General features: G+C 62.4%; 26 protein-coding genes. 14 read left to right on the top strand and 12 right to left on the bottom strand.

Going from position 1 to position 25,783, the window contains the following annotated elements; translation table 11 throughout:
• Positions 1-50 precede the first annotated feature (50 nt).
• The 3 genes from thrC to HB375_RS08695 all read left to right on the top strand — a co-directional run bounded on the left by thrC (position 51) and on the right by HB375_RS08695 (position 5,821).
• The gene (thrC, locus tag HB375_RS08705) at positions 51-1,466 is read left to right on the top strand and encodes a threonine synthase (RefSeq protein WP_167672613.1); all 1,416 of its coding nucleotides are present in this window, start codon (positions 51-53) and stop codon (positions 1,464-1,466) included.
• A complete protein-coding gene (locus HB375_RS08700; RefSeq protein ID WP_167672612.1) occupies positions 1,463-2,746 on the top strand; it encodes a M16 family metallopeptidase in 1,284 nt (427 codons plus the stop codon). The genes thrC and HB375_RS08700 overlap by 4 nt, the downstream gene beginning before the upstream one ends.
• Before the next feature lie 240 nt (positions 2,747-2,986).
• Entirely contained in the window at positions 2,987-5,821 is a 2,835-nt protein-coding gene (locus HB375_RS08695; protein ID WP_167672611.1) for an EAL domain-containing protein, read from the top strand.
• An 8-nt stretch (positions 5,822-5,829) separates the two neighbouring features.
• On the opposite strand, the gene HB375_RS08690 is transcribed toward HB375_RS08695, so the two are convergent.
• On the bottom strand, positions 5,830-6,432 hold the full coding sequence (locus HB375_RS08690) for a YqgE/AlgH family protein (protein ID WP_281409338.1): 603 nt from the start codon (positions 6,430-6,432) through the stop codon (positions 5,830-5,832).
• A gap of 110 nt (positions 6,433-6,542) precedes the next feature.
• Between HB375_RS08690 and HB375_RS08685 the strand changes: the two genes are divergently transcribed.
• Together HB375_RS08685 and HB375_RS08680 are read left to right on the top strand one after the other, a co-directional pair.
• Entirely contained in the window at positions 6,543-7,370 is an 828-nt protein-coding gene (locus HB375_RS08685; RefSeq protein ID WP_167672610.1) for a protein-disulfide reductase DsbD domain-containing protein, read from the top strand.
• 34 nt (positions 7,371-7,404) lie between these two features.
• Positions 7,405-7,887, top strand: a complete 483-nt coding sequence (locus HB375_RS08680) for a peroxiredoxin (RefSeq protein ID WP_167672609.1) — start codon at positions 7,405-7,407, stop codon at positions 7,885-7,887.
• A gap of 38 nt (positions 7,888-7,925) precedes the next feature.
• On the opposite strand, the gene rnhA is transcribed toward HB375_RS08680, so the two are convergent.
• Genes rnhA through ispH form a run of 3 tightly spaced genes read right to left on the bottom strand, consistent with a single transcriptional unit; the run spans position 7,926 to position 10,327 of the window.
• The gene (gene rnhA, locus HB375_RS08675; RefSeq protein ID WP_167672608.1) at positions 7,926-8,402 is read right to left on the bottom strand and encodes a ribonuclease HI; all 477 of its coding nucleotides are present in this window, start codon (positions 8,400-8,402) and stop codon (positions 7,926-7,928) included.
• A complete protein-coding gene (locus tag HB375_RS08670; RefSeq protein ID WP_167672607.1) occupies positions 8,399-9,364 on the bottom strand; it encodes a homoserine kinase in 966 nt (321 codons plus the stop codon). Before HB375_RS08670 ends, rnhA begins: the two co-directional genes overlap by 4 nt.
• Positions 9,365-9,367: 3 nt before the next feature.
• Positions 9,368-10,327: a 4-hydroxy-3-methylbut-2-enyl diphosphate reductase gene (ispH, locus tag HB375_RS08665; RefSeq protein ID WP_167672606.1), complete on the bottom strand. Its 960-nt coding sequence runs from the start codon at positions 10,325-10,327 to the stop codon at positions 9,368-9,370.
• A gap of 144 nt (positions 10,328-10,471) precedes the next feature.
• Between ispH and HB375_RS08660 the strand changes: the two genes are divergently transcribed.
• The 3 genes from HB375_RS08660 to HB375_RS08650 are packed head-to-tail and all read left to right on the top strand — an operon-like array spanning position 10,472 to position 14,484.
• Complete coding sequence (locus tag HB375_RS08660) at positions 10,472-12,322, top strand: monovalent cation:proton antiporter-2 (CPA2) family protein (protein WP_167672605.1); 1,851 nt, start codon at positions 10,472-10,474, stop codon at positions 12,320-12,322.
• A gap of 2 nt (positions 12,323-12,324) precedes the next feature.
• On the top strand, positions 12,325-13,704 hold the full coding sequence (locus HB375_RS08655) for an MATE family efflux transporter (RefSeq protein WP_167672604.1): 1,380 nt from the start codon (positions 12,325-12,327) through the stop codon (positions 13,702-13,704).
• A gap of 39 nt (positions 13,705-13,743) precedes the next feature.
• On the top strand, positions 13,744-14,484 hold the full coding sequence (locus tag HB375_RS08650) for a DUF937 domain-containing protein (RefSeq protein WP_167672603.1): 741 nt from the start codon (positions 13,744-13,746) through the stop codon (positions 14,482-14,484).
• A gap of 146 nt (positions 14,485-14,630) precedes the next feature.
• Here HB375_RS08650 and HB375_RS08645 read toward each other — a convergent pair whose 3' ends face one another.
• Positions 14,631-14,957, bottom strand: coding sequence for a DUF1127 domain-containing protein (locus HB375_RS08645; protein ID WP_167672602.1), 327 nt, complete (start codon positions 14,955-14,957; stop codon positions 14,631-14,633).
• 220 nt (positions 14,958-15,177) lie between these two features.
• Here HB375_RS08645 and HB375_RS08640 point away from each other — a divergent pair, with 220 nt between their 5' ends.
• The gene (locus HB375_RS08640) at positions 15,178-16,068 is read left to right on the top strand and encodes a LysR substrate-binding domain-containing protein (RefSeq protein ID WP_167672601.1); all 891 of its coding nucleotides are present in this window, start codon (positions 15,178-15,180) and stop codon (positions 16,066-16,068) included.
• Between the two features lie 3 nt (positions 16,069-16,071).
• Here the strand turns inward: HB375_RS08640 and HB375_RS08635 are convergent, their stop codons facing one another.
• Positions 16,072-17,001 carry a DMT family transporter gene (locus HB375_RS08635; RefSeq protein ID WP_167672600.1) on the bottom strand — a complete coding sequence of 310 codons (930 nt, stop codon included), beginning with the start codon at positions 16,999-17,001 and terminating at the stop codon, positions 16,072-16,074.
• A 307-nt stretch (positions 17,002-17,308) separates the two neighbouring features.
• Between HB375_RS08635 and HB375_RS08630 the strand changes: the two genes are divergently transcribed.
• Positions 17,309-18,046, top strand: coding sequence for a F0F1 ATP synthase subunit A (locus HB375_RS08630; protein WP_167672599.1), 738 nt, complete (start codon positions 17,309-17,311; stop codon positions 18,044-18,046).
• Between the two features lie 49 nt (positions 18,047-18,095).
• On the opposite strand, the gene HB375_RS08625 is transcribed toward HB375_RS08630, so the two are convergent.
• The 4 genes from HB375_RS08625 to HB375_RS18165 form a co-directional block, all read right to left on the bottom strand.
• The gene (locus HB375_RS08625) at positions 18,096-18,320 is read right to left on the bottom strand and encodes a hypothetical protein (protein ID WP_167672598.1); all 225 of its coding nucleotides are present in this window, start codon (positions 18,318-18,320) and stop codon (positions 18,096-18,098) included.
• Between the two features lie 35 nt (positions 18,321-18,355).
• Positions 18,356-18,754, bottom strand: coding sequence for an ATP synthase F1 subunit epsilon (gene atpC / locus HB375_RS08620; RefSeq protein ID WP_167672597.1), 399 nt, complete (start codon positions 18,752-18,754; stop codon positions 18,356-18,358).
• 165 nt (positions 18,755-18,919) lie between these two features.
• Positions 18,920-19,366: a hypothetical protein gene (locus HB375_RS08615; protein WP_246728429.1), complete on the bottom strand. Its 447-nt coding sequence runs from the start codon at positions 19,364-19,366 to the stop codon at positions 18,920-18,922.
• A gap of 44 nt (positions 19,367-19,410) precedes the next feature.
• The gene (locus HB375_RS18165; protein ID WP_246728428.1) at positions 19,411-19,575 is read right to left on the bottom strand and encodes a hypothetical protein; all 165 of its coding nucleotides are present in this window, start codon (positions 19,573-19,575) and stop codon (positions 19,411-19,413) included.
• A 380-nt stretch (positions 19,576-19,955) separates the two neighbouring features.
• Between HB375_RS18165 and HB375_RS08610 the strand changes: the two genes are divergently transcribed.
• The 4 genes from HB375_RS08610 to HB375_RS08595 all read left to right on the top strand — a co-directional run bounded on the left by HB375_RS08610 (position 19,956) and on the right by HB375_RS08595 (position 22,611).
• The gene (locus tag HB375_RS08610; RefSeq protein WP_167672596.1) at positions 19,956-20,498 is read left to right on the top strand and encodes a helix-turn-helix domain-containing protein; all 543 of its coding nucleotides are present in this window, start codon (positions 19,956-19,958) and stop codon (positions 20,496-20,498) included.
• A 282-nt stretch (positions 20,499-20,780) separates the two neighbouring features.
• Entirely contained in the window at positions 20,781-21,200 is a 420-nt protein-coding gene (locus HB375_RS08605; protein WP_167672595.1) for a DUF5602 domain-containing protein, read from the top strand.
• Positions 21,201-21,217: 17 nt separating this feature from the next.
• Positions 21,218-21,727 carry a plastocyanin/azurin family copper-binding protein gene (locus HB375_RS08600; protein ID WP_246728427.1) on the top strand — a complete coding sequence of 170 codons (510 nt, stop codon included), beginning with the start codon at positions 21,218-21,220 and terminating at the stop codon, positions 21,725-21,727.
• Positions 21,728-21,900: 173 nt separating this feature from the next.
• Positions 21,901-22,611 carry an RNA polymerase sigma factor gene (locus HB375_RS08595; protein WP_167672593.1) on the top strand — a complete coding sequence of 237 codons (711 nt, stop codon included), beginning with the start codon at positions 21,901-21,903 and terminating at the stop codon, positions 22,609-22,611.
• A gap of 50 nt (positions 22,612-22,661) precedes the next feature.
• On the opposite strand, the gene HB375_RS08590 is transcribed toward HB375_RS08595, so the two are convergent.
• Positions 22,662-23,948, bottom strand: a complete 1,287-nt coding sequence (locus HB375_RS08590) for an NAD(P)/FAD-dependent oxidoreductase (RefSeq protein ID WP_167672592.1) — start codon at positions 23,946-23,948, stop codon at positions 22,662-22,664.
• 58 nt (positions 23,949-24,006) lie between these two features.
• Positions 24,007-25,200, bottom strand: coding sequence for a CAP domain-containing protein (locus tag HB375_RS08585; RefSeq protein ID WP_167672591.1), 1,194 nt, complete (start codon positions 25,198-25,200; stop codon positions 24,007-24,009).
• Between the last annotated feature and the right edge of the window lie 583 nt (positions 25,201-25,783).

Here is a 25,783-nt window from a genome sequence, read left to right as displayed (position 1 = left end):
CGCGGCCGGTCATGGCTCCTAATGTCCGCCCGAATTTCAGGAGATCGAACGTGCTGCATGTTTCGACCCGGGGAGAAGCCCCCGCGCTCGGCTTCGCCGATGCCCTTTTGACCGGCCTCGCCAGGGATGGTGGCCTCTATCTGCCGCAAACCTGGCCGTTCCTGCCGCATGAGACGATCAAGGGCTTCGCCGGGTTGCCCTATGCGGAGGTGGCCAAAGCCGTGCTGGGGCCGCTGGTCGATGGCGATATCCCGCAGGCCGATCTCAGTCGCATGATTGATGAAGCCTATGCCTCGTTCCGGCATTCGGCCGTCTGTCCCCTGACCCAGCTCGACGATAACCTCTTCGTGCTGGAGCTTTTCCACGGCCCGACGCTGGCGTTCAAGGACGTGGCGATGCAGCTTCTGGGCCGTCTGATGGATCACGTCCTGAAGGCACGCGGGGCGCGGGCGACCATCGTCGGCGCGACCTCGGGCGATACCGGCAGCGCGGCGGTCGAGGCTTTCAAAGGCCTCGATCAGGTCGACATCTTTATTCTCTACCCCCACGGCCGCGTCTCCGACGTACAGCGGCGTCAAATGACGACGGTGGACTCGCCGAACGTTCATGCGCTGGCGGTCGAGGGCACGTTCGACGATTGCCAGACCATGGTGAAGGGCATGTTCAACCATGCCCGGTTCCGCGACGAGTTGCAGCTCTCCGGCGTCAACTCCATCAACTGGGCCCGCGTCGCGGCGCAGGCGGTCTATTACTTCACCGCCGCCGCCGTTCTGGGCTCGCCTTCCCGGCCAGTCTCGTTCTCCGTGCCCACGGGCAACTTCGGCGATATTCTCGCGGGCTGGGTCGCCAAGCAGATGGGCCTCCCCATCGAGCGCCTGATGATCGGCACCAATGCCAACGACATCCTGGCGCGCACGCTGGCGACGGGAGCTTACGACATCAAAGGCGTCGAGCCCACGACGTCGCCCTCGATGGACATTCAGATCTCGTCGAATTTCGAGCGGCTGTTGTTCGAGGCCTACGGACGGGACGGCGCCGCGATCCGCCGCCTGATGGGCAATCTCGCGCAATCGCAATCCTTCACCATCGACCCCGGCCCGCTGGCGCGCATTCGCAACGAGTTCTCTGCCCTCGCAATAGACGAGACGAATGTCGCAGACGAGATGGCGAAGACCTACAAGGCAACAGGCTATGTGCTCGACCCGCACAGCGCGGTCGGCACCCGCGCAGGCCGGACGCTTCTGAAGAAGCGCCCGGAAATCCCGGTGATTGCGCTCTCGACCGCGCATCCGGCCAAATTCCCCGATGCGGTTCAACGGGCCACGGGCGTGCGCCCCGCGCTTCCCGCGCACATGGCCGACCTGATGGAGCGCAAGGAAAGCTTCTCCGTGCTGCCTAATGACCAGGCGGCCGTCGAGCGCTTCATCCGCGACCGCGCCCGCGCGGTCAAAGGCGTGGCTGCATGAACGAGCATTTCGTTCGCGAGAAACGCATCGACATCACGCGTCTCGGCAACGGGCTGACCGTTGCGACCGAGCGGATGCCGGAAATCGCAACCGCGACCCTCGGCGTCTGGGTCGGCACGGGCTCGCGCCATGAAATGGTTCATGAGCACGGCCTATCCCACCTCATCGAGCACATGGCCTTCAAAGGCACGGCGCGCCGCTCCGCGCGCCAGATCGCGGAAGACATCGAGAATGTCGGCGGCGACATCAATGCCGCAACGAGCGTCGAATACACGAGCTACACCGCCCGCGTGCTGGGCGAGAACATCGATGTCGCCCTCGACGTTCTCGGCGACATCCTGATTCATTCCGCCTTCGAGGCAGCGGAACTCGCGCGCGAAAAGGGCGTGATCCTTCAGGAACATGCGGCGGTCGAGGATACGCCGGACGATCTCATCTACGACGCCTTTATGGAAATGGCCTATCCCGGCCAGCCCATCGGCCGCCCGATCCTCGGCACGCCCGAGACGATCAAGAATTTCGACGAGGCGACGATCCGCGCCTTTCTCGCGCGGGAATATGTGCCCGGCAAAATGGTTCTGGCTGCCGCAGGCGACGTGGACCATGCCCAGATCGTCAAAGCCGCCGAGCGGCTCTTCGGCGCGATGCCCACAGCGGACATCCGCGAGCCGGAGCCCGGTCTCTATCTCGGCGGCGAGAAGCGCCTGTCCCGCAAGCTGGAACAGGCGAATATCGTCCTCGGCCTGCCGGGGCTGTCCTTCAAGGATTCCGGTTATTACGCGGCCCACCTCTTCGCCCATATTCTGGGCGGCGGCCTCACCTCCCGACTCTGGCACGAAGTGCGCGAGAAGCGGGGGCTCGCCTATTCCATCGATGCGTTCCACTGGCCCTTCTCCGATTGCGGCCTGTTCGGCATCGGCGCTGGAACGGCCGGCTCCGACGTGGCCGAATTGATGGACGTGACGCTTGCTTGCACGCGGCAAGCCACGCTGGACATCAGCGAGATCGAAATGGTCCGCGCCAAGGCTCAGATGAAGGTCGCGCTGCTGACCGCGCTCGAGACGCCCGGCGGGCGCATCGAGCGCATCGCCCGCCAGTTGCTCTCCTGGGGCCGGATCGTCCCGAGCGACGAAATCGTGCGCAAGGTCGATGCGGTTACGGCAGATCAGGTGCGCGAGGCCGGGCATCGTCTTTTGCAGGGGGCGCCGACCTTGGCGGCGATTGGCCCCCTCAAAGGCCTACCCGCCCTGGATTCCATTGCCTCCGCCCTGCGCCGCTGACGACCTCTGCCGCAAGGTCATGAGCCCGGTCTCCTCAATCCCGCCGCAAAGTGGCCTCATGGCCGCTTACGTAAGCTCAACCGTTGAGTCTTGCGGACAAGTCGAGCCCGACGGCCGAGTTCGCCTTGCCCTCAAGCTTTCCGACCGGTACCAATCCGGTTCCCTCGTTCTAGTGCCGGACGAAAGACCGAAGCGTTGCGGATCGTTTCTTTCGCCATAACCGCTCTTGTGGCGACCTTCATGTGCCTCGCTTGGCCGACTGGCGGCTGGGCGGTCGAGTCCGTGCGCGTCGACCCCAAGATGAAGGCAATCGACCTCACTCCGATGGTCGAGCGCTACCGTTCGGACGGGGACGAAATCCGCATTTCGACGGCTCCGGGGCGAGACGGCATCGTCCGCCGCATCGCGGTGAAGGCCCGAGAGGCCGGCACCCGGCCGGATTGGATCGTCTTCGCGCTCACCAACGACTCCGACGAGCAGATCGACCGCCTGCTGGTCGCGCCGCATTTCCGACTGACCTCTTCCGGCGTGCTCTGGCCCGATCTCGGCTCGTCACGCATCGCCGCCATCACCGCGAGCCAGGGCATCCGCCCTGAAAACGATGAGAACCGCGAATCGGACATGTTTCTCATCACCCTCGACCCCGGCACGACGGTGACCTTCGTTGCGGAGCTCAAATCCGCCAACCTGCCCCAGCTTCATCTGTGGGATGCGGATGCCTACAAGGAGCGCGTCAACGGACTGACGCTCTACAAGGGCATCATCATCGGCATCGCGGGGCTCTTGGCCCTCTTCCTCACCATCGTCTTCGTGGTGAAGGGCGCGCTGATCTTCCCAGCGGCGGCGGCGCTGGCCTGGGCGGTCTTGGCCTATTCCTGCATTGATTTCGGCTTCTTCCAGCGCATCTTCCCGATCACCGAAACCGCCGAGCAGATCTATCGCGCAGGCGCGGAGGCGGTGCTGGCGGCAACCCTGCTGGTGTTCCTCTTCGCTTATCTGAACCTCGATCGCTGGCACGTGCGCTACAGCCACGTGACGGCCTTCTGGCTGTCGTTCTTAGGAGCCCTCGTGGCGCTCGCCGTCTTCGACCCGCCGGTCGCGTCGGGCGTGGCCCGCGTTTCCATCGCGGCGGTCGCCGGCATCGGCTTTGTCCTTGTGATCCATCTGGCGACCCACGGCTATGACCGTGCCGTCATGCTGGTTCCGACCTGGCTGCTGCTGATCGCATGGGTCGTGGCCGCAAGCTTTACCGTCACCGGGCACCTGACCTCCGAACTCGTGCCGCCCGCTCTCGTCGGCGGCCTCGTCCTCATCGTCATGCTCATCGGCTTCACCGTGATGCAGCACGCCTTTGCGGGGGGCGCGTTCGCGCAAGGGTTCGTGAACGACACTGAGCGCAGGGCGCTGGCTCTCGCGGGCGCGGGCGACATCGTGTTCGATTGGGACGTGGTGTCCGACAAGATCTTCGTCAGCCCCGAAGTGGAGCACCAGCTCGGCCTCAAGCGCGGGACGCTCGAAGGCCCCGCCTCCGCGTGGCTCGACCTGATCCATCCCTTCGACAAGGATCGTTACCGCGCATCCCTCGATGCGGTGATCGAACAACGCCGGGGCCGACTATCTCAGGATTTCCGCCTGCGCTCGCTTTCCGGCGCGCATCACTGGTTCCGCCTCAAGGCCCGCCCCATCATCGGCTCGGACGGCGAGGTGATCCGCATCATCGGAACGCTGTCGGACGTCACGGATACGAAGACCGCGGAAGAGCGTCTGCTGCACGATGCCGTGCATGACAACCTGACCAGCCTGCCCAATCGCCAGCTGTTCTATGACCGCCTGGAGGCCGCGCTCACCTTTGCGAGCCAGGACGACAACCTGCGTCCAACCGTGCTCGTCATCGACATCGACAAGTTCAAGAACACGAACGATTCCGTCGGCTATGCTGCGGGCGACTCCATTCTGCTCACCCTGTCGCGCCGCTTGGGGCGCCTGCTGCGGCCGCAGGATACGCTCGCACGCATTGCGGGTGATGAATTCGCCATCATCCTGCTCTCCGAGCGCGAGACAGACCGTATCATCGCCTTCGCAGACCATGTCCGCCGCGCCGTGACGACGCCCATCACCTATGCGGAGCGCGAGATTTTTCTCACGCCCTCCATCGGCCTCGCGCTCCACGATCCGCAAATCGCCGCGCGACGCGAAGAAGTGCTGCGCAATGCGGAAATTGCGATGGCTCACGCCAAGCGCCATGGCGGCGATAGGATCGAGGTTTTCCGGCCTACCATGCGTTCGGACCGCAGCGATCATTTCACGATGGAAACCGATCTTCGTCACTCGCTCGAACGCAACGAGATGAAGGTTCTGTTCAAGCCCATCGTGCGGCTGGAGGACCGGACCATCGCCGGCTTCGAGTCGATGCTGCGCTGGGATCATCCCCGCCTTGGACGCATGAGTCCCGACGACTTCATGTCCTTGGCCGAAGAGACAGGCTTCATCGTCAATCTGAGTTTCTTCCTGCTGGAGCAGACTGCGCGCGAACTCGCCGCGTGGCAGAGCGCGCTGGAAGTCGATCCTCCGATCTTCGCCAGCGTCAACATGTCGAGCCACCATCTGCTGCGGCACGATCTCTTGCAGGATGTGAAAGCCGTCATTGCGCGCACAGGTGTCCTCCCCGGCTCGCTCAAGATCGAAATGACTGAGAGCCTGGTCATGGAGAATCCGGAATATTCCGCGCAGGTGCTCGCTCGCCTGCGCGACCTCGGAGCAGGCCTCTCGCTCGACGATTTCGGAACCGGGTACTCTGCGCTGTCCTATCTGCTGCGGTTCCCGTTCGACACAATCAAGGTGGACGAGTCTTTTGTGCGTCAGATGGCGGCGGGCAAGCCGGTGATCTTGCGCTCGATTATCAAGATGTCGCACGAACTTGGCATGGAGATCGTCGCTGAAGGCGCGGAGACGGAGTCGGAAGCGATCGAGCTTTACCAACTCGGCTGCGAATACGCACAAGGACCGGTTTTCGGTGAGCCTATGTCGATGCTTCAAGCCCGCCAGCTCGTCGGCGCGGCGCCCGAGGCAGCCTGATTGGCCCTTCAGGCGTGACCGGCCTGGTCGGAGAGCATGCCGGGATCGATACCGATCAGGCGCAAGGCCAGTTCGTAGCGCTCACTGACCGAGGTGCTGAAGATCAGTTCCGCGTCCGCAGGGCAGTTGAGCCAGCCATTGGCCTGAATTTCATGCTCCAGTTGCCCCGCGCCCCATCCCGCATAGCCGAGGGCCAAAATGGCCCGCTGAGGCCCCTCCCCGCGGGCGATGGCGCGCAGGATGTCGACGGTCGCCGTCAGACACACCTGATCGTCGATGGGCAGGGTCGATTGCGAAATGTGAAAATCGGGCGAGTGCAGCACAAAGCCGCGCGTCGTCTCCACCGGCCCTCCCATCAACACCGGAACGGGACCAACCCGCTGCTGCAATTGGATCCGCTCGTGTTCGGGAATGATTTCGAGCTGAACCAGGAGATCTGGAAGGTTCAGGTTGGTGGCAGGCCGATTGAGGACGATCCCCATCGCGCCTTCGGCGGAATGGGCGCAGACATAAATGACGGAGCGGGCAAAGCGCTCATCCGTCATTCCCGGCATGGCGACCAGAAACTGGCCGTCGAGATAGGTGGGAGCGTCGTCCGGTTTCGGCGTCAATACTCGTACCTCACCATCAAGAGGGTCGGCGGACAAGCTATCACGGAATTGTGGATGGCGAGCCCGACGAGAACCGCATAAAGGAAGCGCGTCAGGGAGGCGTCAGTTCCATGGCAACTTTGCTCCGCGTCGTTCCGATCATCACATTTCTGATCCTGTTCCCGTTCGCGGCTTTTGCCCAGCCCGAATCCGCGCCCGCATGGGCGGTCGGGCTCCACTCCCGCGTCCGCCTCATCTCCGGCGGCGTGAACGATACCGGCGAGGCCCTCGCCGGTATCGAGATCGCGCTGGACCCCGGTTTCAAGACGTACTGGCGCACTCCCGGGGAATCGGGCCTGCCTCCCCGCTTCGACTGGTCCGGTTCGGAGAACGTTGCCGATGTCGAGATCCGTTGGCCCGCGCCGTCGCTCTTCGAAGACGCTGGAGGCGTTGCCTACGGCTATAGTCACGACATCATCCTACCCGTCGTCGTCAAAGCCTCGCAGCCGGGCAAGCCCCTCAAGCTCGCCCTGACGGTCGATTACGGGATCTGCAAGGACATCTGCATTCCCGCCCGTGCGGAGCTGGCCGCAACCCTGTCGGGTGCCGAGCAGCGGGCGGTGATCGAACAAGCCCTGGCGAAGGTGCCGAATTCACAGCCTCTCGGCGCACCGGGCGAAGTGTCCCTCGTGAGCATCGAGCCCAAGTCGGGCTCTCAGGCCGCCTTCTCGGTACTGGCCCGTGCCCCTGCCGGGAGCCAGCCGGTTCTTTTCGCGGAAGGGCCGGAGAACTGGTATTTTTCGACCTCGAAGACCGACGACCCCAGCCGCTTCATCGTGACCATCGAGGAAAAGCCGCAAAACGCCACCGGCCCGACGACATTGCGCCTGACGCTCGTCGCCGGCGAGCGGGCCGTTGAAACCGAGGTGAGCCTCGACGAGATCCTAAAGCCACGCTAGTGAAGAAGCGCGCACAGCTTCGGAGAATTTGTCTATGAGCATTCAGGTTGGAGAAAGCCTCCCCCAGGTCACCTTCCGCATCATGACAGCGGACGGTCCCGTGGCGAAGACCACGGACGATCTGTTCAAGGGCCGCAAGGTGGTCCTGGTCGCGGTTCCGGGAGCCTTCACGCCGACCTGCCATCGCAATCACCTCCCCGGCTATGTCGAGAAGGCTGATGCGATCAAGGCGAAGGGTGTGGACGCCATTCTCGTGACGTCGGTCAACGATGTGTTCGTGCTCGATGCGTGGTCGAAGGCGACCGGCGCACAAGCGATCGAATTTCTGTCCGACGGCAACGGCGATTTCGCCAAGGCCCTCGGCCTTGCCATGGATGGCTCGGGCTTCGGCCTCGGCACGCGCTCGCAGCGCTATTCGATGCTCGTCGAAGACGGCGTCGTGAAGACGCTCAACGTCGAGGACGCGCCCGCCAAGGCCCAGGTCTCGGGAGCGGAAAACCTCCTCAAGAGCCTCTGATTTTCAAAGTCTCTGAACGATAAGAACGAAGCCGACGCTCACGTGGGCGTCGGCTTTGCTTTTGGTCCCCGACCGCCATTTTTGAAAGGCTGCATCGCGGCGACCGCCAGCTCGTCGACGCGGATATTGGTCGGGTCGTCCGCGTGGCCCTTCACCCAGTGCCAGCTCACCTGATGACGGGATGCGGCTTCGTCGAGCGCGCGCCACAGATCCTCGTTCTTCACCGGCTTGTTGTCGGCCGTGCGCCAGCCCCGCCGTTTCCAGTTATGCATCCATTGCGTGATGCCCTGCCGGACATATTGCGAGTCCGTGTAGAGATCGACGGCGCAAGACCGCTTGAGGGCTTTGAGGCCCTCAATCGCCGCCATCAGCTCCATGCGGTTGTTGGTGGTGTGCGCCTCGCCGCCGGAAACTTCCTTCTCGCTTCCCTTGAAGGCGAGAATGGCGGCCCAGCCTCCCGGACCGGGATTTCCCGAACAGGCACCATCGGTGTAGATCAGGATGCGTTCGCTCATGAGTCGAGACCGTATTCGCGGGCATGCTTCACATGCCGATGGAAATTGAGCTTACGGTCGTATTCAAGCGGGTCCTTCGGCTTCACCAACGCGCCGGGCGGCACGTTGAGCCAGTCCACCAGCCGGGTCAGCATGAAGCGCATGGCGGAGCCGCGACACAGAACCGGCAGCGCTTCGATTTCAGCTGGCTCCAGCGCGCGCACCGCCTGATAGCCCGCGAGCATCGCCCGGCCCTTCGTCAGGTTGTACGACGCATCGGCCTCGAAGCACCACGCGTTCAGGCAGATCGCGACGTCGTATGCCAAAGCATCCGTGCAGGCGAAATAGAAATCGATCAGCCCCGACACATCCGGGCCGATGAAGAACACATTGTCGGTGAAAAGGTCTGCGTGAATAATGCCGGCGGGCAGATCGCGCGGCCAGTCCTTTTCAAGATTCTCGAGTTCGCGCCGCGTCCTCGCGGCCAGCCCTGAAGACACTGTGTCTGCCTGCTTTTCAGCCTGGGCGAAAAGGGGTCCCCAGCCGCTGAGAGACAGAACATTCGGCCGGGTCATCGCAAAGTCGCGGCCCGCGAGATGCAGCCTCGCCAACGCGCCACCGAGCGCTGCGCAGTGCTGCGCCGTCGGGCGACGGACAGCAACGCCCTCCAGAAAAGTGATGATGACAGCGGGCCGTCCGGCCAGCCGCCCTAAAGCCACGCCCTGCCGATTGTTCACCGGCAGCGGGCAATTAAGGCCCTTCTTCGCAAGGTGCTGCATCAGCCCGAGAAAGAACGGCAGGTCGGCCTCGTTCACGCGCTTTTCATAGAGCGTGAGAATGTAGAAGCCCTGCGTCGTATGGAGAAAGTAGTTCGTATTCTCGACGCCCTCGGCGATGCCCTTGTAGGAGAGAACAGTGCCGATGTCATAGGTGGCGAGGAATGCGGAAAGCTCCTCGTCCGTCACTTCCGTATAAACAGCCACCGCTTACTCCGCAGCCTGCTCGCGCAGCTCGCGAGGTAAGGGAAAGAACACGCTTTCATCCGCCGTCGAAACGCTCTCGACCGATACCTCATAGCGCTCGGCAAAAGCATCGATGATTTCCTCGACCAGCACCTCGGGAGCCGAAGCCCCCGCCGTGATGCCGAGCCGGCGAATGTCTCCGAACAGGGACCAGTCGATATCGTCCGCGCGCAAGATGAGCCGTACCACCGGGCAGCCTTCCCGCTCGGCGACTTCGCGCAGGCGCTGCGAGTTCGACGAATTCGGCGAGCCGACCACGATCATCGCATCGACGAGCGGAGCCACGCGTTTGACAGCGCCCTGTCGGTTCGTGGTGGCGTAGCAGATATCTTCCTTATGCGGACCGACGATGTCGGGGAAGCGCGCCTTCAGCGCATCGACCACATCCTGCGTGTCATCGACGGAAAGGGTCGTCTGGGTGACGAAGGCGAGATTGCTTTCGTCTGCAGGCTGAAGCCGGGCGATGTCGTCCACGGTCTCGATAAGGGTTGTCGCCCCCTCAGGCAGTTGCCCCATGGTGCCGACAACCTCGGGATGGCCCGCGTGGCCGATCAGGATGATATGCCGGCCCCGCTTGTAGTGGACCTGCGCCTCCCGGTGGACCTTGGTCACCAGCGGGCAGGTCGCGTCGATGGCAAAGAGCCGGCGCGCCAGGGCCGCCTCGGGAACCGATTTGGGCACCCCATGCGCGGAAAAGATCACCGGGGCGTCGCCATCCGGAACCTCGTCGAGTTCCCGAACGAAGACTGCGCCCTTCCGCTTCAGGTTTTCCACCACGTATTTGTTATGGACGATCTCGTGGCGCACATAGACCGGCGCACCATGGACCTGCAGGGCCTTTTCCACCGCATCGATGGCACGGACCACCCCGGCACAGAAGCCGCGCGGGGCGCAGAGCAGGATGTCGAGCGATGGCTTCGTCATGATGCCGCGATGTGGCGAAAGCGCAGGCTTCCTGTCAAGCGGGAGTGACGCTTATTCGCGGCGGATCAGGCCCCAAGAAGGGCTCGCCCTTCGGCCCGTTACCCCTTAGAAATGGGGCCCCCTGAACCATTTTTTCGAAGAACGATGGCAAACCCAGCCTCCCACGTGAGTTTTCTGCCCCCGATTCTGACCTTTTGCGGGGCCGCAGCGGTTGCCGTGCCCCTTTTCCGATTCGTGGGCCTGAGCGCGGTTTTGGGCTATCTGGCGGCGGGCATCGTCATCGGGCCATCCGGCCTGCGGCTTATCGGCGACCCTGAATCCATCGTGACCGTGGCCGAGCTTGGCGTCGTCCTGCTGCTCTTCATCGTCGGGCTTGAGCTGAAGATCTCGCATCTCTGGTCCATGAAGCGGGATATTTTCGGCCTTGGCTTTGCTCAGCTTGCCGTGACCGCCTTTTGCGTTGGCGGCGCGGCGGTGGCCATCGGCTTCACGCCGCAGGCCGCTTTCGTCACCGGCATCGCGGTGGCGCTGTCAGCCACCGCGATCGCGCTCCAAATGCTCGGCGAGCGCAATGACCTGCAAACGCCTTACGGCCAACGCTCCTTCGCGATCCTGTTGTTTCAGGACATCTCGGTGGTGCCGATCCTAGCGATCCTGCCGCTTTTGGCCTCGGGCGCAACGACGCTGGAGGACAACTCGCTCTACGATCGCCTGCTGAAGGTCGGTGAAGCCGTGGGAGCTATTACCGCCGTCGTACTGATCGGTCGCTATGGGCTGAACCCGTTCTTCCGCATCCTGGCCCGCAGCGGCGCACGCGAGGTCATGACAGCCTCGGCTCTCCTCGTTGTGCTGGGCGCCGCCCTGCTGATGCAGGAAGTGGGCCTGTCGATGGCAATGGGGGCGTTCCTCGCTGGCCTGCTGCTCGCGGAATCGAACTTCCGCCACCAGCTCGAGGCGGATATCGAGCCCTTCCGCGGCACCCTGCTCGGTCTATTCTTCATGAGCGTGGGCATGTCGATCGATCTCGCGCTGGTGCGTGAGAACTGGGTGCTCCTGGCGCTTGCCGCGCCCGCCGTCATTTTCGGCAAGACGCTTCTGCTGACGATCCTCTCAAAACTGTTCGGCGCGACGTGGCGCGATGGTCTGCGCTCCGGCATCCTCTTGTGCCCTGCCGGCGAGTTCGCGTTCGTGCTGCTCCCCGTGGGTGCTGGGTTGGGTTTGATCACGTCGATTGACGCGCAACTCGTTACGGCCCTTGCCGCTATCACGATGCTGCTCGGCCCGATCATCGCGACGGTGCTCGAACGAGTCTTGGCGAACCACATCGCAAGCGAACCTTCTCCCGAGTTCGAAAACATGCAGACCCAGGAGGGAGAGCGGTCAAGCCGTGTCCTCGTGATCGGCTTCGGGCGCTTCGGGCAAATCGTGAACCAGGTGCTTCTGGCCCAGGGTATCGATGCGACGGTCATCGACAGGGACGTGGAACGTATTCGAGATGCGGCGCGGTTCGGCCTCAAGGTCTATTACGGCGACGGCATGCGCCTCGACGTGCTGCGCGCTGCCGGCGCGGACAAGGCAGAAATGATTTGCGTCTGCACGGACAATCCCGAAGTCACCAACAAGATCGTCGAGATCATTCACGAGAATTTCGCCAACGCACGCAGCTTCGTTCGTGCCTACGACCGCATTCATGCCGTCGCACTGATGAAGATGGACGTGGATTATCAGTTGCGCGAGAGCTTCGAATCCGCCATCGCCTTCAGCCGGGCAGCGCTTGAAGAACTCGGTGCGACGACGCAAGAAGCGGCGGCAGCGGCGGACGATGTGCGCAAGCGGGACATCGCGCGTCTGATCTTGCAAAAAGAAGGCGGCACGATGGGAGGCGCCGAACTTGTGGTCGGCGCGAAGATCGAGCCCGAGCCCTTAAGCGCCCCCACCGGCAAAGCACGCGGCCTCAGCGCCGAGACCCGGGATATCCTGGGCGAAGGAGTCTAATTATGGATGCGACCACCGCGAGGAAAGCGCCCGACGAACAGGCGCCGGTACCGCGCTTCGTCGTCGGCTCGACCATGCGCCACGTTCTGGTAATGACCGGAACGGGGACCGCCGGTCTCATCGCCATCTTCATCGTGGACCTGATTTCCCTTCTCTACATCTCGTGGCTGAAGGACCCGAGCATGACCGCGGGCGTGGGCCTCGCGACGGTCATGATGTTCTTCACCATCTCGATCAATGTCGGGTTGATGATCCCTATCGGCGCGATGGTCTCGCGGGCGCTGGGCGCACGCAAACGCGAGGAGGCGCGGCGGCTTGCGACATCGGGCAGCATCCTCATGGCCATCGTCGCAACGCTGGTCAGCCTAATCGTTCTGCCGCTTCTGCCACTGATCCTTCATCTTCTGGGAGCGCCTGAAAAAGCCTATCAGGTCGCGTACAGCTTTCTCTGGATCTGCCTGCCGACCAACGTCCTGATGGCGTTCGGCATGGCGTTTTCGACCATTCTGCGCGCCGCAGGCGATGCCAAGCGGAGTATGTATGCGACGCTGTCCGTCGCCGCCGTCACCATCGTGCTCGATCCGATCCTGATCTTTGGCCTCGGGCTGAATTCCGACGGCGCGGCGATGACGATCAATATCTCGCGCATCGCCTATCTTTACATCGCCTATCGCTTTGTGACGCGCAACCACGGCCTCCTGGAGCGCCCCAGCATCCCGAGCCTTCGCGCCGATGCGCGGCCCTTCTTCGCCATCGCCATTCCGGCGATCCTGACCAACATCGCGGCTCCCGTCGCGAACTTTTTCTTCACGAGCGTCATGTCGCGGTTCGGCGATCAGGCCATCGCCGCCTCGGCCATCATCGACCGGGTTACCCCGGTTGCATTCGGCGGTCTGTTCGCGCTCGCGGGCGCCATCGGCCCCGTGCTCGGCCAGAACTGGGGTGCGCAGCGCTATGACCGCATGAGGCAGGTGTTGAAAGACTCGCTGACTTTCACCGTCATCTATGTCGGCTGCGTCTGGCTGGTGCTCTTCCTCGTCCGCACGCCGTTAACCCAGGCTTTTAGCGCCCAAGGGCTAACGGCCGAGCTTGTCGAGTTTTTCTGCGAACTCAGCGGCCTGATCTGGTTCTTCATCGGCCTCGTTTTCGTCGCCAACGCCTCATTCAACAACCTCGGCTTCCCCCTGTTCTCGACCTTCTTCAATTGGGGACGGGCCACGCTGGGCATGATCCCGTTTGCCTATTACGGGGCCCAGATCGGAGGGCCGAAAGGGGCTCTCCTCGGGATCGGCGTCGGCTCTATCGCTTTCGGGATTGCCGCCATCTTCACTGCGTTCTGGACAATCAGACGTTTAGAGAGGCAAGCTAAGACGTCTCTGTAGCCGGTCGGGCCAACATGGCAGCGACCTCGGGGAGCAGCCATGTTCAACTGGTTCGATCTGATGCAGCAGGCCCAGGAGAGTGCGGGATTCGGCACGCTCAGGCGCCAATTCAATCTCTCGGATGACCAATCCCGCAAGGCGATGGCGGCCTTCCTGCCGGCCTTCGCCCTGGGCCTGCAGCGTTCGACCGACCCGAACGACCCAAGCCGCGCCCTTCAATCTATGATCAGCGACGCTTCGCGAACCTTCTGGCAAGCAGCGGGGCAGTCCTTCTCGACCCAAGCGCAACGGGAAGGGCGGAAGCTTCTGGACCAATTGTTCGGCTCCGACGAAACGAGCCTGCGGATCGCCCATCAGACCGCCGACTTCGTCGGGCTGAGCATCGATCTCATGCAGCAGATGATGCCGATCATGGCGGGGATCATGGCCGGCAGCATGTATCAATGGATGAGTGCGCAAGCGCGAGCCCTTCAGGGCGCGGCGGGCGATGCGAAGGCCGCCCATAAGGAAGACGCCAACGCTCCCTGGGTCGAATTCTGGGATGCCTGGCTGAATGCCATGTCGCCAAAGGAGAAGCCCGCGCAAAACCCCTTCGAGGAAGCGACGGCAGCATTTTTCCGGCCATTCGGCTTCGCAAAACCAGAGCAGAAAAACACGGCGCAGCCTTGGGCCGCTTGGGGAGAGATGATGGCTGCAGGGCAGGAGATGCAGCAGCAGTACCTCACGTCTCTTCAATCGATTTTCGGAGAAGCCGGGAAAACGGGGAAAGCGAAGCGCTAAAGCATGATCAGAACAAGCGGACACCGATTGTTCGCCCGGATCATGCGGCAATAAGAAATCGAGAGTAGCGACAACAGAAAATCGAGAGTTTGATCGCGCTTCAAAGCCGCATCATCAAACTCTCGATCATCGCCCCTAAGTCAGGGTCACGCGCAAAGGCGGACGGAATTCACGGTGGGAGCGACCAGGTGGACGTTGCGCTCCGACTTCACCATCCTTTCGGACCAGGCACGCCGGGCCGCGCATCGAACCAACACCGATGACGGGTTCCGCACCAAGGGCTCAGCGAGCGCGCCTTCGACATCGGCGCGCGTCAGGCCGATGTCCTTGAGCATCCGATCGTCAAACTCTGCAAGATGCATGACCTCGCGGCGATGTTTGAGCGCGCGGACCAGGCTCGCGACAGCTCGGGCCACCGACGCTGCAAACGTCGCAGCAGGGACGTTCATAGCAAAGGTCGTGGACCGGGTCATTGGAGGTCTCCTTGTGCTTCCTTATCTCGGCATGAACCTGGAACATCAGAAGGCTGTCGCGCCCATCGAGGCCAGTTTTGAGACGAAAAATCAATGTAATTTATTGATATAATTACATTTAATTCCCGCTCTCAAATTAGATGTAACATAGGTCAGACATCACTTGAAACGATTGTTTTAGATGCGTATCATCATTCATATTGATGGTAGGGCCTGAACCATGCATTTGCTTGATATCGACCAGCTCCGGACATTCGTCGCCATTGCCGATACGGGGTCGTTCACGCGGGCGGCGGAGATCGTGCACAAGACACAGAGTGCGGTCTCGATGCAGATGAAGCGGCTGGAGGACCGGGTCGGGCGGGCGATCTTCGAGCGCGACGGGCGCTTGTCGAAGCTCACCGACGAGGGCGAACGGCTTCTCGATTATGCGCGTCGCATCGTGCGACTGAATTCGGAGTGCATGGCCTCCTTCAACGACAAGGAGCTGATCGGCCGCGTGCGCCTCGGCCTGCCGGACGACTATGCAGACCGCTACCTGCCCGAGATTCTGGCCCGCTTCTCGCGCTCCAACCCGAAGGCCGAGGTGACGGTGATCTGCGAGCCGACGCACCACCTCATCGAGCGCGTGCAGAACGGCGACCTCGACCTCGCGATCATCACCCATGTGGACCGGCGCGGCCCCTCCGAGATCGTGCGCATCGAGCAGCTGCTCTGGGTGACGTCGGCGCGCCACGGCGTGCATGAGGAAACCCCGATCCCGCTCGCCATGGGCCGCCCGAATTGCGACTGGCGCCACTCCGCGACCGAGGCTCTCGAGAGCGCGGACCGCGCCTTCCGCATCCTTTATGTGAGCTGGAACTCGAACGCCGTCGGCGCGGCGGTTCTGGCGGGGCTCGCGGTGTCTGTTCTGCCGGAGAGCGCGGTGCGTCCCGGCATGCGGATCTTAGGTCCCTCGGACGGCTTCCCTGCCCTGCCCTCGTGCAAGATCGGCCTGATCCGCGCACGCCGCGAGGAGAACCCGCTGGCGGATGCGCTGGGCTTTCACATCAAGCAGTCGCTCGACAATCTCGGCTCGACGCGCACCGTCTTTCCGGTGGCGGCGGAGTAGTTCTCACGCCTTCGGCGCAGGACGGCGCAGCACGAGCACGTTGCCCGTCAGCGCCAGCACCACGCCGATGACGGCAAGCGGCGTCCACACATAGCCTTCGAGCAATGTCGAGACGCCGAGCGCGATGATGGGAAACAGCACCGTCGCATAACCCGCGCGCGCCGCGCCGAGCCGGCGCAGCAGCGTGAGATACGACGCGAACGCCAGCACCGACGCGCCAATCGCGAGATAAATGAGCGAGCCGATATATTTGAAGGTCGGCTCGATGATGAAGGCATTCCCGCGCACGAGATTGAGCGCGAGCAGAATGCAGCAGCCATAGGTCATGGCCCAGGCATTGGCCGAAATCAGCGGCGCGCCGCGACGCTGCACGATGGTCGAGATCATATTGCCGGAGCAGAAGAACAGCGTGCCGAGCGTGCAGAGCGCGAGGCCCCACGCTGCGCCGGCATTGAAACCCGCGCCCGCAATCTCCGGCCAGAACAGAAGCCCGATGCCGCTCACGCCGACAACGCCACCAAGCGCCACGCGCGGCTCCACCTTCTGTCGAAACAGCACGAAGCCGAGAACGAGGTTGAAGATCGAGGCGAGCGAGAACACGACGGATAAAAGCCCCGAGGGCACCGTCAACCCGCCGTAGTAGAAGCTGATGAAGTTGAAGGAGAACAGGCAGCAACCGGTGAAGAAGAAACGCAGGTGATCGCTGAGCGAAAAGCGCACCTGTTTTCCCGCCACCAACACCCAGCCCCAGGTGACGAGCGCCGCCAGCAGGAAGCGCCACAGCACCGACATTTCCGGCGCGACGACACCAAGCTGCGCGCGAATGCCGATCCAGCTCACGCCCCACAGAAAGACCGTCGCGGCGTAAAGCCCGAGAGTGGTGCCGTCGATCCGCGCCGACGCGGCGGAGGGCATGGCTGTGGCTTGCGTCATGGTGTTTATGGCCCAGTTACGGGCAACCGGGTTACGCCAGAACAGCCATCAGCGCAAATGATGAAATATTATCAATCTCTGTTGGAACGCTGATGAAACGTTCCAAGTAATTCCTTCGTTTCCAGTAATTCCTTCGTTTCCCTTGGAATGCCCTCTCTACAAACGTGTTGTAGGGTCCCGGTGTCTCTGATGTGCCAATTTGAGACGTTCAAGGACCGTCGGCGATGTTCGATATTCCTCCTTGCCGGACATTGTCGCCGATGAGGTGCGGATCGCATTTGAGGCGTGGCTGTCAGGAGACGCAGCAATGGCAAGCCCTATGGAGCAGTTTGTCGTCAAGCCTGTCATTCCCCTGGGGCAGCATTTCGCCGTCACGAATGCGGCACTGTTCATGATAACCGCCGTGGTGGTCATCGTGGGTGGCCTGCTGCTTGCCACCCGCAAGCGCGCCGTCGTTCCCGGTCGCGCCCAGTCGATGGCCGAATTGCTGCACGACTTTGTAGCCGGGACCATAAGGGACACGGCAGGGGAGGAGGGCATGAGGTTCTTCCCCTTCGTATTCTCGCTCTTCATGTTCGTGCTGACGTGCAACCTGCTTGGCCTGATTCCCGGCTTCTTCACCGTCACCAGCCAGGTCATCGTCACCTTCGCCCTCGCCCTGCTGGTGATCGCGACCGTGGTCATCTACGGGACCATGAAGCATGGAATGCACTTCCTGAGGCTCTTCGTCCCGTCGGGAGTGCCCACGTGGCTGCTGCCGGTCGTCGTCGTCATCGAGATGATCTCGTTCCTGGCGCGTCCCATCTCGTTGAGCCTGCGTCTCTTCGCCAACATGCTCGGTGGGCACATTGCCCTGAAGGTGTTCGGCAGCTTCGTCGTGTCGCTCGGCGCGGCGGGCCTAGGCTACGCGTTGCTGGCTCCCCTGCCCTTGTTCATGACGGTCGCGCTGACTGCGTTCGAGTTCCTGGTCGCAACCTTGCAGGCCTACGTTTTCACGGTCCTGACATGCATCTACCTGAACGACGCCCTGCATCCCGGCCATTGATCCCACCGATCCGCTGACCGGTGCCTGCGGGCCCGTCGCGGTCGAGTTGTCAGAACAGCACGGCAAAGGCGAGTACGGTGCTGGTCCAAACGTTGAGACCGGAGGTCAGGAGGGTGGGTCCGGAGGGCCGCGCGGCACCGCCGACGATCTGATGGATCACGGTCACCAACGCCACCACCTGCGCGGCCAGCGCAACGACCGCGATGATCCTCAAAACGGTGGTCTCGATCCGGAGCCAGCGTGGCTTGTCCGCTGCCCAGGTGGCGCCAGCCATCGCTCTGCGGCGCCTCCGTTGGGTGTGACATGCCTCTATTGCTTCAGACTCGCCATGAACTCTTCCAAGCGCGCGATGGCGATATCCGCCTGCAACCGTGCAGCCGGATCCGCCGCTGCGTCTCGGGTCATGGTGAGCTGAAGAATTTCTTTATCGAGGAGCTCATGCGTCAGTTCCTCAAGAGCCGTTACGCGGTCAGCCAAGATCGTGACTGTCGACCCTGTCACCTCAACCAGGCCGCCAAGGACGAATGCGCGGCGAGCGCGTCCCTCGGTGTCCGTTGCGAACAGAAATCCCGGATTGAGCAGGGTCACCAGCGGTTGGTGCCCAGGGAGGATGGTCATGTCGCCGTCCACGGCCGGGAGCACGACGGATTCCACCTCACCCGAGAATACGAGGCGCTCCGGTGAAACAAGCTCGGCAAAAAGCGGCATCTCGGCCCTCCTGCTCGTTCGGATCGCGGGTCTCTCTAATGCTCACTGCCTACATACAGACTAGCATATCCGACCGGTCGAAGACAGATCATCGCTATCACTCGTTCGCATCGCCACGTCCCCCAAGCCGTTATCAACCTGCAACGACACGACATGGCTCCAGCCCTATGGCTGATGGGGGGTGCTGTCCTTCCGGCGCAAGTTATTGATCAGGATATGCACGCTGATCAGCAACACCCAGACGGGCAGAACCATGATGCTCCAGTTGAGATAGAGGCTGCCGAGCAGCACAAGCGCCGCCAGCGCGAAGCCGATCCCGGCCATCCATCGGGGAGCGATTCCGGTGTAGATCACGACGGTGGATGTCGAGATCATGAAGACGCCGGCCATCTTGATCGCATAGATATTGACCAGGATATAGGCGACCGCGCGTGCGAAGTGGAACGTCGGGGCGGCACCCGTCCCGGTCAGCTCGGTTGACGGGGCCATGAGCAGCAAGGCGCCGACAATCGTTGCCGCCACAAATAGGGTAGCCAGGAACAACAGGCCGCTGCCCAGGAACACCGTCGCGAAGAAGCGATCTTCCTCCGAACCGAGGCGGTCGCGCAGCACGCCGATGAACCAGAGGAAGGCGATACCCGCAAAGGGAATGAGGTTCAGCCCAGTGCCACGCGCCCGGAGTCATAGGCGAGCCAGGCACCCGGGTCCAACGGGTCGGCCGGAACTGTGCTCCGGAAGACCCAGAAGATGATGACCAGCAGGATGGAAAAGACGATTCCGGCAACGGCCGCCGCCCTTGGCGTCCGGAGATGCGAGTACATGGCGGTCCCATCCTGAGGCATTGCCGACCTCTTCGCTTGAGCTCATTCCAAGGCAGTTCAATTGGATCACCCCGTCCGGCACGCAACCAGATGGATCCATGGAGTGTCGTTCTAGCCGGCTGCCTCTATCATCCCGTTGCTCAGCCTCTTGGCTGGCACATCGGCACCTTCTCCGCATCTGCCGATGCCACAACGGATCTGACTCTCCTTCGACAACTACTCCGCCGGCTGAGAGGCACACACCTTTATCGCCTGCGCCCCAGGGCCGGAGTTCGCTGTGAGACGCAAAGAGCGCGTCTCCTCGGCTCGACCTTGACATTGTCGGCCCCCCTGCTATTTTGTTCTTCTTTTGTTCTATATATTTATTGTTTCTATTCCCCATGCCCAAACAACCCTCGACTACGACCTCCGATGTTCGACGAAAGGAAAAACTCACCCACGCCCGCATTGCCACCATCCGCGAAATGGTGGAGGGCACTGACCGATCCTACAAGCGCATCGGCAAGGAGCTGGGCGTTTCCGCCTCAACTGTGTCGCGCTATGCCACCGCTGGCGAGTGGCATCGCCCGCCCGGCGCGGCTTTGCCGGCGCGCATCGCCCGCCAGCAGGCCAAGACAACGGAACGGCTTTGGCGGCTGACGGCTCAGCGCGCCAAGAATCTGCGGGACAAGCCAGTGGAACTGACCCAGCGCTCCCTCCAGCCGCTGGCGAGCCTCACCCGCGCGCTCGGCAGCCTCAATGCCACACGACCGCCCTCCCCGGTCGCCGACGAGCCGCACTGTCCTAGCGAAGACGTCCCCGCAGGTCGGAGCATCAATGAATTACGCGATGAACTTTTCGCCCACCTTATCCGCATCGAGGAGGAGGAAGCGGCCGCGCGCGAGCTTTGGGAAGGATGGTTCGACGATGGCGCAGGGATTTGAGGCCCCCCAGGTGCGCGCGGAACCGCTGCCGTGGTTGCCTGACGATCACCCGCGCTGCGAAATCTGTTGCCGATAGCGCCTGATCGCACGTGGCCCCCGCATTGAACGCGTTTTGAGAGCGGTTCTCGAGATGTTCGACGCCCTGCAGCACATAAAGGCGCACCGCTAGAACCGCACCACCTCCATCTTGCGCCAAAAAATTCGGGAACCTTCCGGATCAAACCCCATCCAATGGGAATGCGCGGGCCTGATGGAGGTCGCGCGCGCCAACGGAGGATTATCATGAGGATCGCTGTCACCGCACTCGCCCTGGTCGCCGCTTTCAGCCTGCCGGCGCTGGCCGCTGATCAGGTCGAGAAGGCTCCGCCTTCAGGCGCTTACAAGAAGGTGAGCGAGCTCGTGAAGCTGCCCGATTTCCTGCCCGGCATGGGCCAACTTTTTGTCGACCCCAAAACCCTGCCCGCCGGTCCGTTCCTGGCCTATGACCGTGAGGGGAAACTCGTCAGCACGATCTACATGCTCCCCATCGAGGACCTGACGAACAAGGACAAGCGCTTCGACGATCTCGCCTCGCCCGGCGGTAAGGTCGATCATGTCGATGTCTACTACAACGCTGGCCATCCCGGCGTCGAGAAGCCCCATGTGCACGTCGTCCTGTGGCACGTGTCGAAGGCCGAGGAGGCGCGGGTGGCAGCGAAATGATGATCTCGCGAAGAAACATGCTGCGGATCGGCGGGGGACTCCTCGCCGGTCTTTCCCTGCCTCGGCTCACGTTCGCCGGCGACCTGGTCGAGATCCGGATGCAGGGCAACGCCGACGGCTCGCATGTCTGGTTCGACCCTATCGGCTTGCGCATCCAACCCGGTCAGACCATCCGCTGGCTCAACATGGATCCCGGCAACTCTCATACCGCGACGGCTTACCATCCGAAAAACTTCGATCACCCGCTGCGCATCCCGAAAGGTGCCGAGCCCTGGAATTCCGACTACCTGCTGCCGAACGAGAACTTTTCTGTCACGCTCACGGTCGAGGGTGTCTATGATTTCTTCTGCATCCCTCATGAGCATGCGGGCATGGTCGGACGGATCGTCGTGGGTCAACCGGGCATGTCTTCAGCCGACAGCTTGCCGACGCAAGCTCCAGGCGGGGAACCGATCCCGGACATCGCGCTCCGTGCTTTCCCTTCTATCGAGACAATCATGAAGCAAGGCGTGGTCCGGCCCTCGTAAGGACTCGCGTCAGGGCGTCGGGAACCTTTTTCCGGGTGCTCTATCTAAAGCATGATCGAGACCAGTGGACACCGGTTGTTCTTGCCGATCATGCGGCACTCAGGAATCGAGAGTTTGATCATGTTTCAAAGAGACATGATCAAACTCTAAGAACCAGAAGCAGGGGCTTGGCCATGCAAACGGCAGCAGTCGCGACAACAGGATTGGACGGGCTCAATGATGCGGCGCTGGTTGAACTTGCCCGAAACCGGGACGGTGCCGCGGTTCGGCTCATCATGCAAAGGCACAACCGCCGTCTCTACCGCGTGGCCCGCGGCGTTCTGAACGACGATGCCGAGGCGGAGGACGTGGTTCAGGAAGCCTACGTTCGGGCCTTCACCCATCTGGACAGTTTCCGGGGCGAGGCGCAGCTCTCAACCTGGCTCACGCGCATCGCGCTGAATGAGGCGCTCGGACGGCTCCGACGGCGACGCACAATGGTCGAGTTGAACGACATCGATGCCATCAACGATCAGGGAGAGGCCCGCGTGATCTTTCTGCCCTCGGCCCGCCAGGACAGCGACCCGGAAGCCGCCGCTGCGCATGCCGAGGTGCGACGGTTGCTCGAACGCGCGGTGGACCAACTCCCGGAGCCTTTCCGCATCGTCTTCGTTCTGCGGGATATCGAGGAGATGAGCACCGAGGAAACCGCGTCGCATCTCAGCCTGCGCCCGGAAACGGTGAAGACGAGGCTTCATCGCGCCCGGCGTCTGCTGCGGCAATCCCTCGACCGAACTCTGTCGGCCACCGTGAGCGATGTCTTCCCGTGCGCCGGCGCCCGTTGCAACCGGATCGCTCAAGCCGTGCTGACGCGACTGGGGATCGAGCCTCCACCGGAGGGATAATCACGTGCGCGATGTGAACTGACTCGCCGGTTACAACATCATACGCGTCATCACGTCTTGGTTAGGCTCTTTGCGGCGTCCCCTTGCGTGATCAGACGGGAGTTTCGCTGGTTGCGCGTGTAAATCCAGAGCCAGCTCAGCGCCACGCTTAAGCGGTTGCGCACGCCGATCAGGAAGTAGATATGGGCAAGCCCCCAGATCCACCAGGCGAGTGCGCCGCGCAGCTTGATCCAGCCGAAATCGATCACGGCGAGCCGCTTGCCGATCGTGGCGAGACTTCCCTGGTGGTAGTAGCGGAACGGCGCGGCGGCATGCTTCCCCTCGAGCCTTCGCCGGATCGTCGCCGCCACATACTTGCCCTGCTGTTTGGCCGCGGGCGCGATACCGGGGACGGGAGTGCCGTCGGGGGCCGCTACGCTCGCTGTGTCGCCAATGATGAAGATTTCGGGGTGGCCCGGTGCCGTCAGGTCCGGTTCGACCGTCACCCTTCCGGCGCGGTCGGCTGGCGCGCCGATCCATTGTGCCGCAGGCGACGCCTGGACGCCCGCCGCCCAAATGATCGTGGAGGCTGGAAGCGTCTTCCCGCCATACATGACCCCTTTCGACGTGCATGCCGTGACCGGACGGCCAAGTTCGACCTCCACGCCGAGCTTCTCAAGAGCGCGCTGCGCGTAAATCGAGAGATCTTCGGCGAAGGCCGGCAGGATGCGGGGGCCAGCCTCGATCAGCACCACCCGCGTCTGCCTTGTGTCGATGTTGCGGAACTCTTTTGTGAGCGTGACATGGGCCAGCTCGGCGATGGTGCCGGCAAGCTCGACGCCTGTCGGCCCGGCACCGATGATGACGAAGGTGAGAAGGGCCGCGCGCTTTTCGGGATCGGTTTCCCGCTCCGCCTTCTCGAAGGCGACGAGAATGCGCCGCCTGATTGAGGTCGCGTCTTCGAGGGTCTTGAGGCCCGGTGCGAAGGGCTCCCAATCATCGTGGCCGAAATAGGCGTGCCCGGCGCCGGTGGCCAGCACCAATGTGTCGTAGGCGAGCGCCGAGCCGTCATCCAGGATAACATGCCGCCTCTCCTTGTCGACGCGTTCGACGCTCGCCAGCAGCGTTGTGACCTCAGGACGCCTGCGCAGGAGATGCCGGATCGGCCAGGCGATTTCCGAAGGCGCCAGCGAGGCGGTGGCCACCTGATAGAGCAACGGCTGGAAGAGATGATGATTGCGCCGGTCCACCATCGTGATGCGCACGGGTGCGCCCGCAAGACGCCGGACGGTTTCGAGCCCGCCGAACCCCGCGCCGACAACGACCACATGATGACCATCGGGTGTCCCGCTCGGCATCGTCTGTTCTCCCTACACAGATTGTGGAGCGATCAAGAGACTTTGCCACGCATCGGCATCACAGCTCGAAGTCTGCGCGGGTGAAGGTGTGCCAGCCGAGCACCTTGATGGCGAACTCGGCTCGGCCGTCGCCATCGCTGTCAGCCGAGATGTAGGTGTTGCCGTCAGGCAGATGATAGACGTGCAGCTCGCCCGGCACGTTATGAAACCGCTCCGTGCCGATGAAGGTGAATGCCTGTCTGCCCTCAAGCGCCCGGTTCGCATCGATGTTGACGAGGTAGATCCGGTCCAGGCCGTGTTCGAAATCGACGATGGTATCGCCGCGGGCATCGCTCTCGGTCTCGAACACGAAGATGTCGCTTCCCGAGCCGCCGATCAGAACGTCCTTGCCGCCCCTGCCGTTCAGGATGTCGTTCAAGGCGCCACCGTCGAGGACATTCGCGCCTGCATTGCCCGTCAGCCTGTTGTGCAGGCTGTTGCCCGTGCCGTCGATGTTGGCAGAGCCGGTCAGCGTGAGGTTCTCGACGGCCTGCCCGTGCAGCGAGTAGGTGATCGAGCTGTAGACGTTGTCGATGCCTTCTCCGGCCCTCTCGATGGCCTTGTCGCCCACCTGATCCACGTAATAGGTGTCGTTGCCGGTGCCTCCGTACATGATGTCGATGCCGCCCCGCCCGTGGATGACGTCATGACCTGCATATCCGTAAATCAGGTCGTCACCGGACGTGCCGTACAGGATATCGCTCAGGTCTGTGCCGGCGATGACGCTGTCGTCAGTGCGAGGCGCATCCGGGACAGTCGGTCCCACATCGTCGGGCTCCGCGCGCTCCAGGTCATTCGGAACGCCGAAGTTCTGCGTGACGAAGACCACGTCCTTTCCGTACAGGGTGCCCGCCCTCACGCCGATCCCGATCTCCTCGTAGCCGGCCCTGATCATGTTCGTGTAGTAGGTCGTCGAACTCAGCAGCATCTCGTGCAGCTTGAGGATGGTCGCCTCCGTCATCGGGCCGTTCACATAAGCGATGTTCTCGGCGATGCTCACCCATCCGTAGCCCGCCGCCGTCAATCGAGCATCTGCCGTCGTGCTGTTCTCGCCCGTGTGCGTGATCTTGTCGTTCTGGTCCATCCAGGCGCTGTGCGCGTCCGCGGCTGCCAGAAGCTCGCCGTCGAAGGTGAGAGGCCGGACCCCGGCCTTGGCGCGGGTCTCATTCACGAGTTGGAGGAAATAGACCTCCAGAGTGGTCGGGCTGTACATGGTTTGGAGTGCTCACTGCTCATTTAGCGGGACGAGTCTTGTCGAGACCGGCCGCAGCTCGTTTGTTCTCCGGATCCAAGGCAGAGCAGCAACAGCAGCGAGATACGAAACATCCGGCCCCAAAATTCACGCCCTCAAGGACTTGAACGTGCCCTCTTTCTCACACTCTGTCGAGTGCCGCACGCTGTGCGTTGCAAGCGTCGCGAAAGCCGCTCCGAAGCGAGAACCCGATGCCTTCACCAGGTCATCTGGAAGACGGTCGTGGCCAGCGAAAGGTGCCACACCGGAAGTTGCAAAAATGTCGCGCAGCGATGACTTCAACATATCCGACGCGGCTGGGACTCCCCGTGGAGCGCTCCCTCCATTATGGTTTTCAATCGAAGAGCCATTGGCGCACTGAGGTCAATCTTGCCTAAGTAAATACCGGTCTCGATCCAGTTTTACCCGTATGCCTGACAGCGTGAGCTTGTCGGGACATATCTTTATGTTCATCGGGTGGTGGCATGAGACCGGTTTGGCATCGTTTTAAATGTGCCATGAGCAGCCTCATGTCTCAGCTCTTCAGTCGCCCGAACAACGCCAC

Origin of the sequence: Microvirga terricola (assembly GCF_011777495.1) — a bacterium.
Classification (GTDB): domain Bacteria; phylum Pseudomonadota; class Alphaproteobacteria; order Rhizobiales; family Beijerinckiaceae; genus Microvirga; species Microvirga terricola.
This window is presented reverse-complemented; position numbering and strand designations above follow the sequence as displayed.

Coding starts and splice junctions, on each gene's coding strand:
- HB375_RS08585 (WP_167672591.1), bottom strand. CDS start 25,200: ATGTACAGCCCGACCACTCTGGAGGTCTATTTCCTCCAACTCGTGAAT.
- HB375_RS08655 (WP_167672604.1), top strand. CDS start 12,325: ATGGATGCGACCACCGCGAGGAAAGCGCCCGACGAACAGGCGCCGGTA.
- HB375_RS08605 (WP_167672595.1), top strand. CDS start 20,781: ATGAGGATCGCTGTCACCGCACTCGCCCTGGTCGCCGCTTTCAGCCTG.
- HB375_RS08640 (WP_167672601.1), top strand. CDS start 15,178: ATGCATTTGCTTGATATCGACCAGCTCCGGACATTCGTCGCCATTGCC.
- HB375_RS08630 (WP_167672599.1), top strand. CDS start 17,309: ATGGCAAGCCCTATGGAGCAGTTTGTCGTCAAGCCTGTCATTCCCCTG.
- rnhA (WP_167672608.1), bottom strand. CDS start 8,402: ATGAGCGAACGCATCCTGATCTACACCGATGGTGCCTGTTCGGGAAAT.
- HB375_RS08590 (WP_167672592.1), bottom strand. CDS start 23,948: ATGCCGAGCGGGACACCCGATGGTCATCATGTGGTCGTTGTCGGCGCG.
- HB375_RS08625 (WP_167672598.1), bottom strand. CDS start 18,320: ATGGCTGGCGCCACCTGGGCAGCGGACAAGCCACGCTGGCTCCGGATC.
- atpC (WP_167672597.1), bottom strand. CDS start 18,754: ATGCCGCTTTTTGCCGAGCTTGTTTCACCGGAGCGCCTCGTATTCTCG.
- HB375_RS08695 (WP_167672611.1), top strand. CDS start 2,987: ATGTGCCTCGCTTGGCCGACTGGCGGCTGGGCGGTCGAGTCCGTGCGC.
- HB375_RS08685 (WP_167672610.1), top strand. CDS start 6,543: ATGGCAACTTTGCTCCGCGTCGTTCCGATCATCACATTTCTGATCCTG.
- HB375_RS08700 (WP_167672612.1), top strand. CDS start 1,463: ATGAACGAGCATTTCGTTCGCGAGAAACGCATCGACATCACGCGTCTC.
- HB375_RS08635 (WP_167672600.1), bottom strand. CDS start 17,001: ATGACGCAAGCCACAGCCATGCCCTCCGCCGCGTCGGCGCGGATCGAC.
- HB375_RS18165 (WP_246728428.1), bottom strand. CDS start 19,575: ATGTACTCGCATCTCCGGACGCCAAGGGCGGCGGCCGTTGCCGGAATC.
- HB375_RS08680 (WP_167672609.1), top strand. CDS start 7,405: ATGAGCATTCAGGTTGGAGAAAGCCTCCCCCAGGTCACCTTCCGCATC.
- HB375_RS08600 (WP_246728427.1), top strand. CDS start 21,218: ATGCTGCGGATCGGCGGGGGACTCCTCGCCGGTCTTTCCCTGCCTCGG.
- ispH (WP_167672606.1), bottom strand. CDS start 10,327: ATGACGAAGCCATCGCTCGACATCCTGCTCTGCGCCCCGCGCGGCTTC.
- HB375_RS08610 (WP_167672596.1), top strand. CDS start 19,956: ATGCCCAAACAACCCTCGACTACGACCTCCGATGTTCGACGAAAGGAA.
- HB375_RS08645 (WP_167672602.1), bottom strand. CDS start 14,957: ATGACCCGGTCCACGACCTTTGCTATGAACGTCCCTGCTGCGACGTTT.
- HB375_RS08650 (WP_167672603.1), top strand. CDS start 13,744: ATGTTCAACTGGTTCGATCTGATGCAGCAGGCCCAGGAGAGTGCGGGA.
- HB375_RS08660 (WP_167672605.1), top strand. CDS start 10,472: ATGGCAAACCCAGCCTCCCACGTGAGTTTTCTGCCCCCGATTCTGACC.
- HB375_RS08595 (WP_167672593.1), top strand. CDS start 21,901: ATGCAAACGGCAGCAGTCGCGACAACAGGATTGGACGGGCTCAATGAT.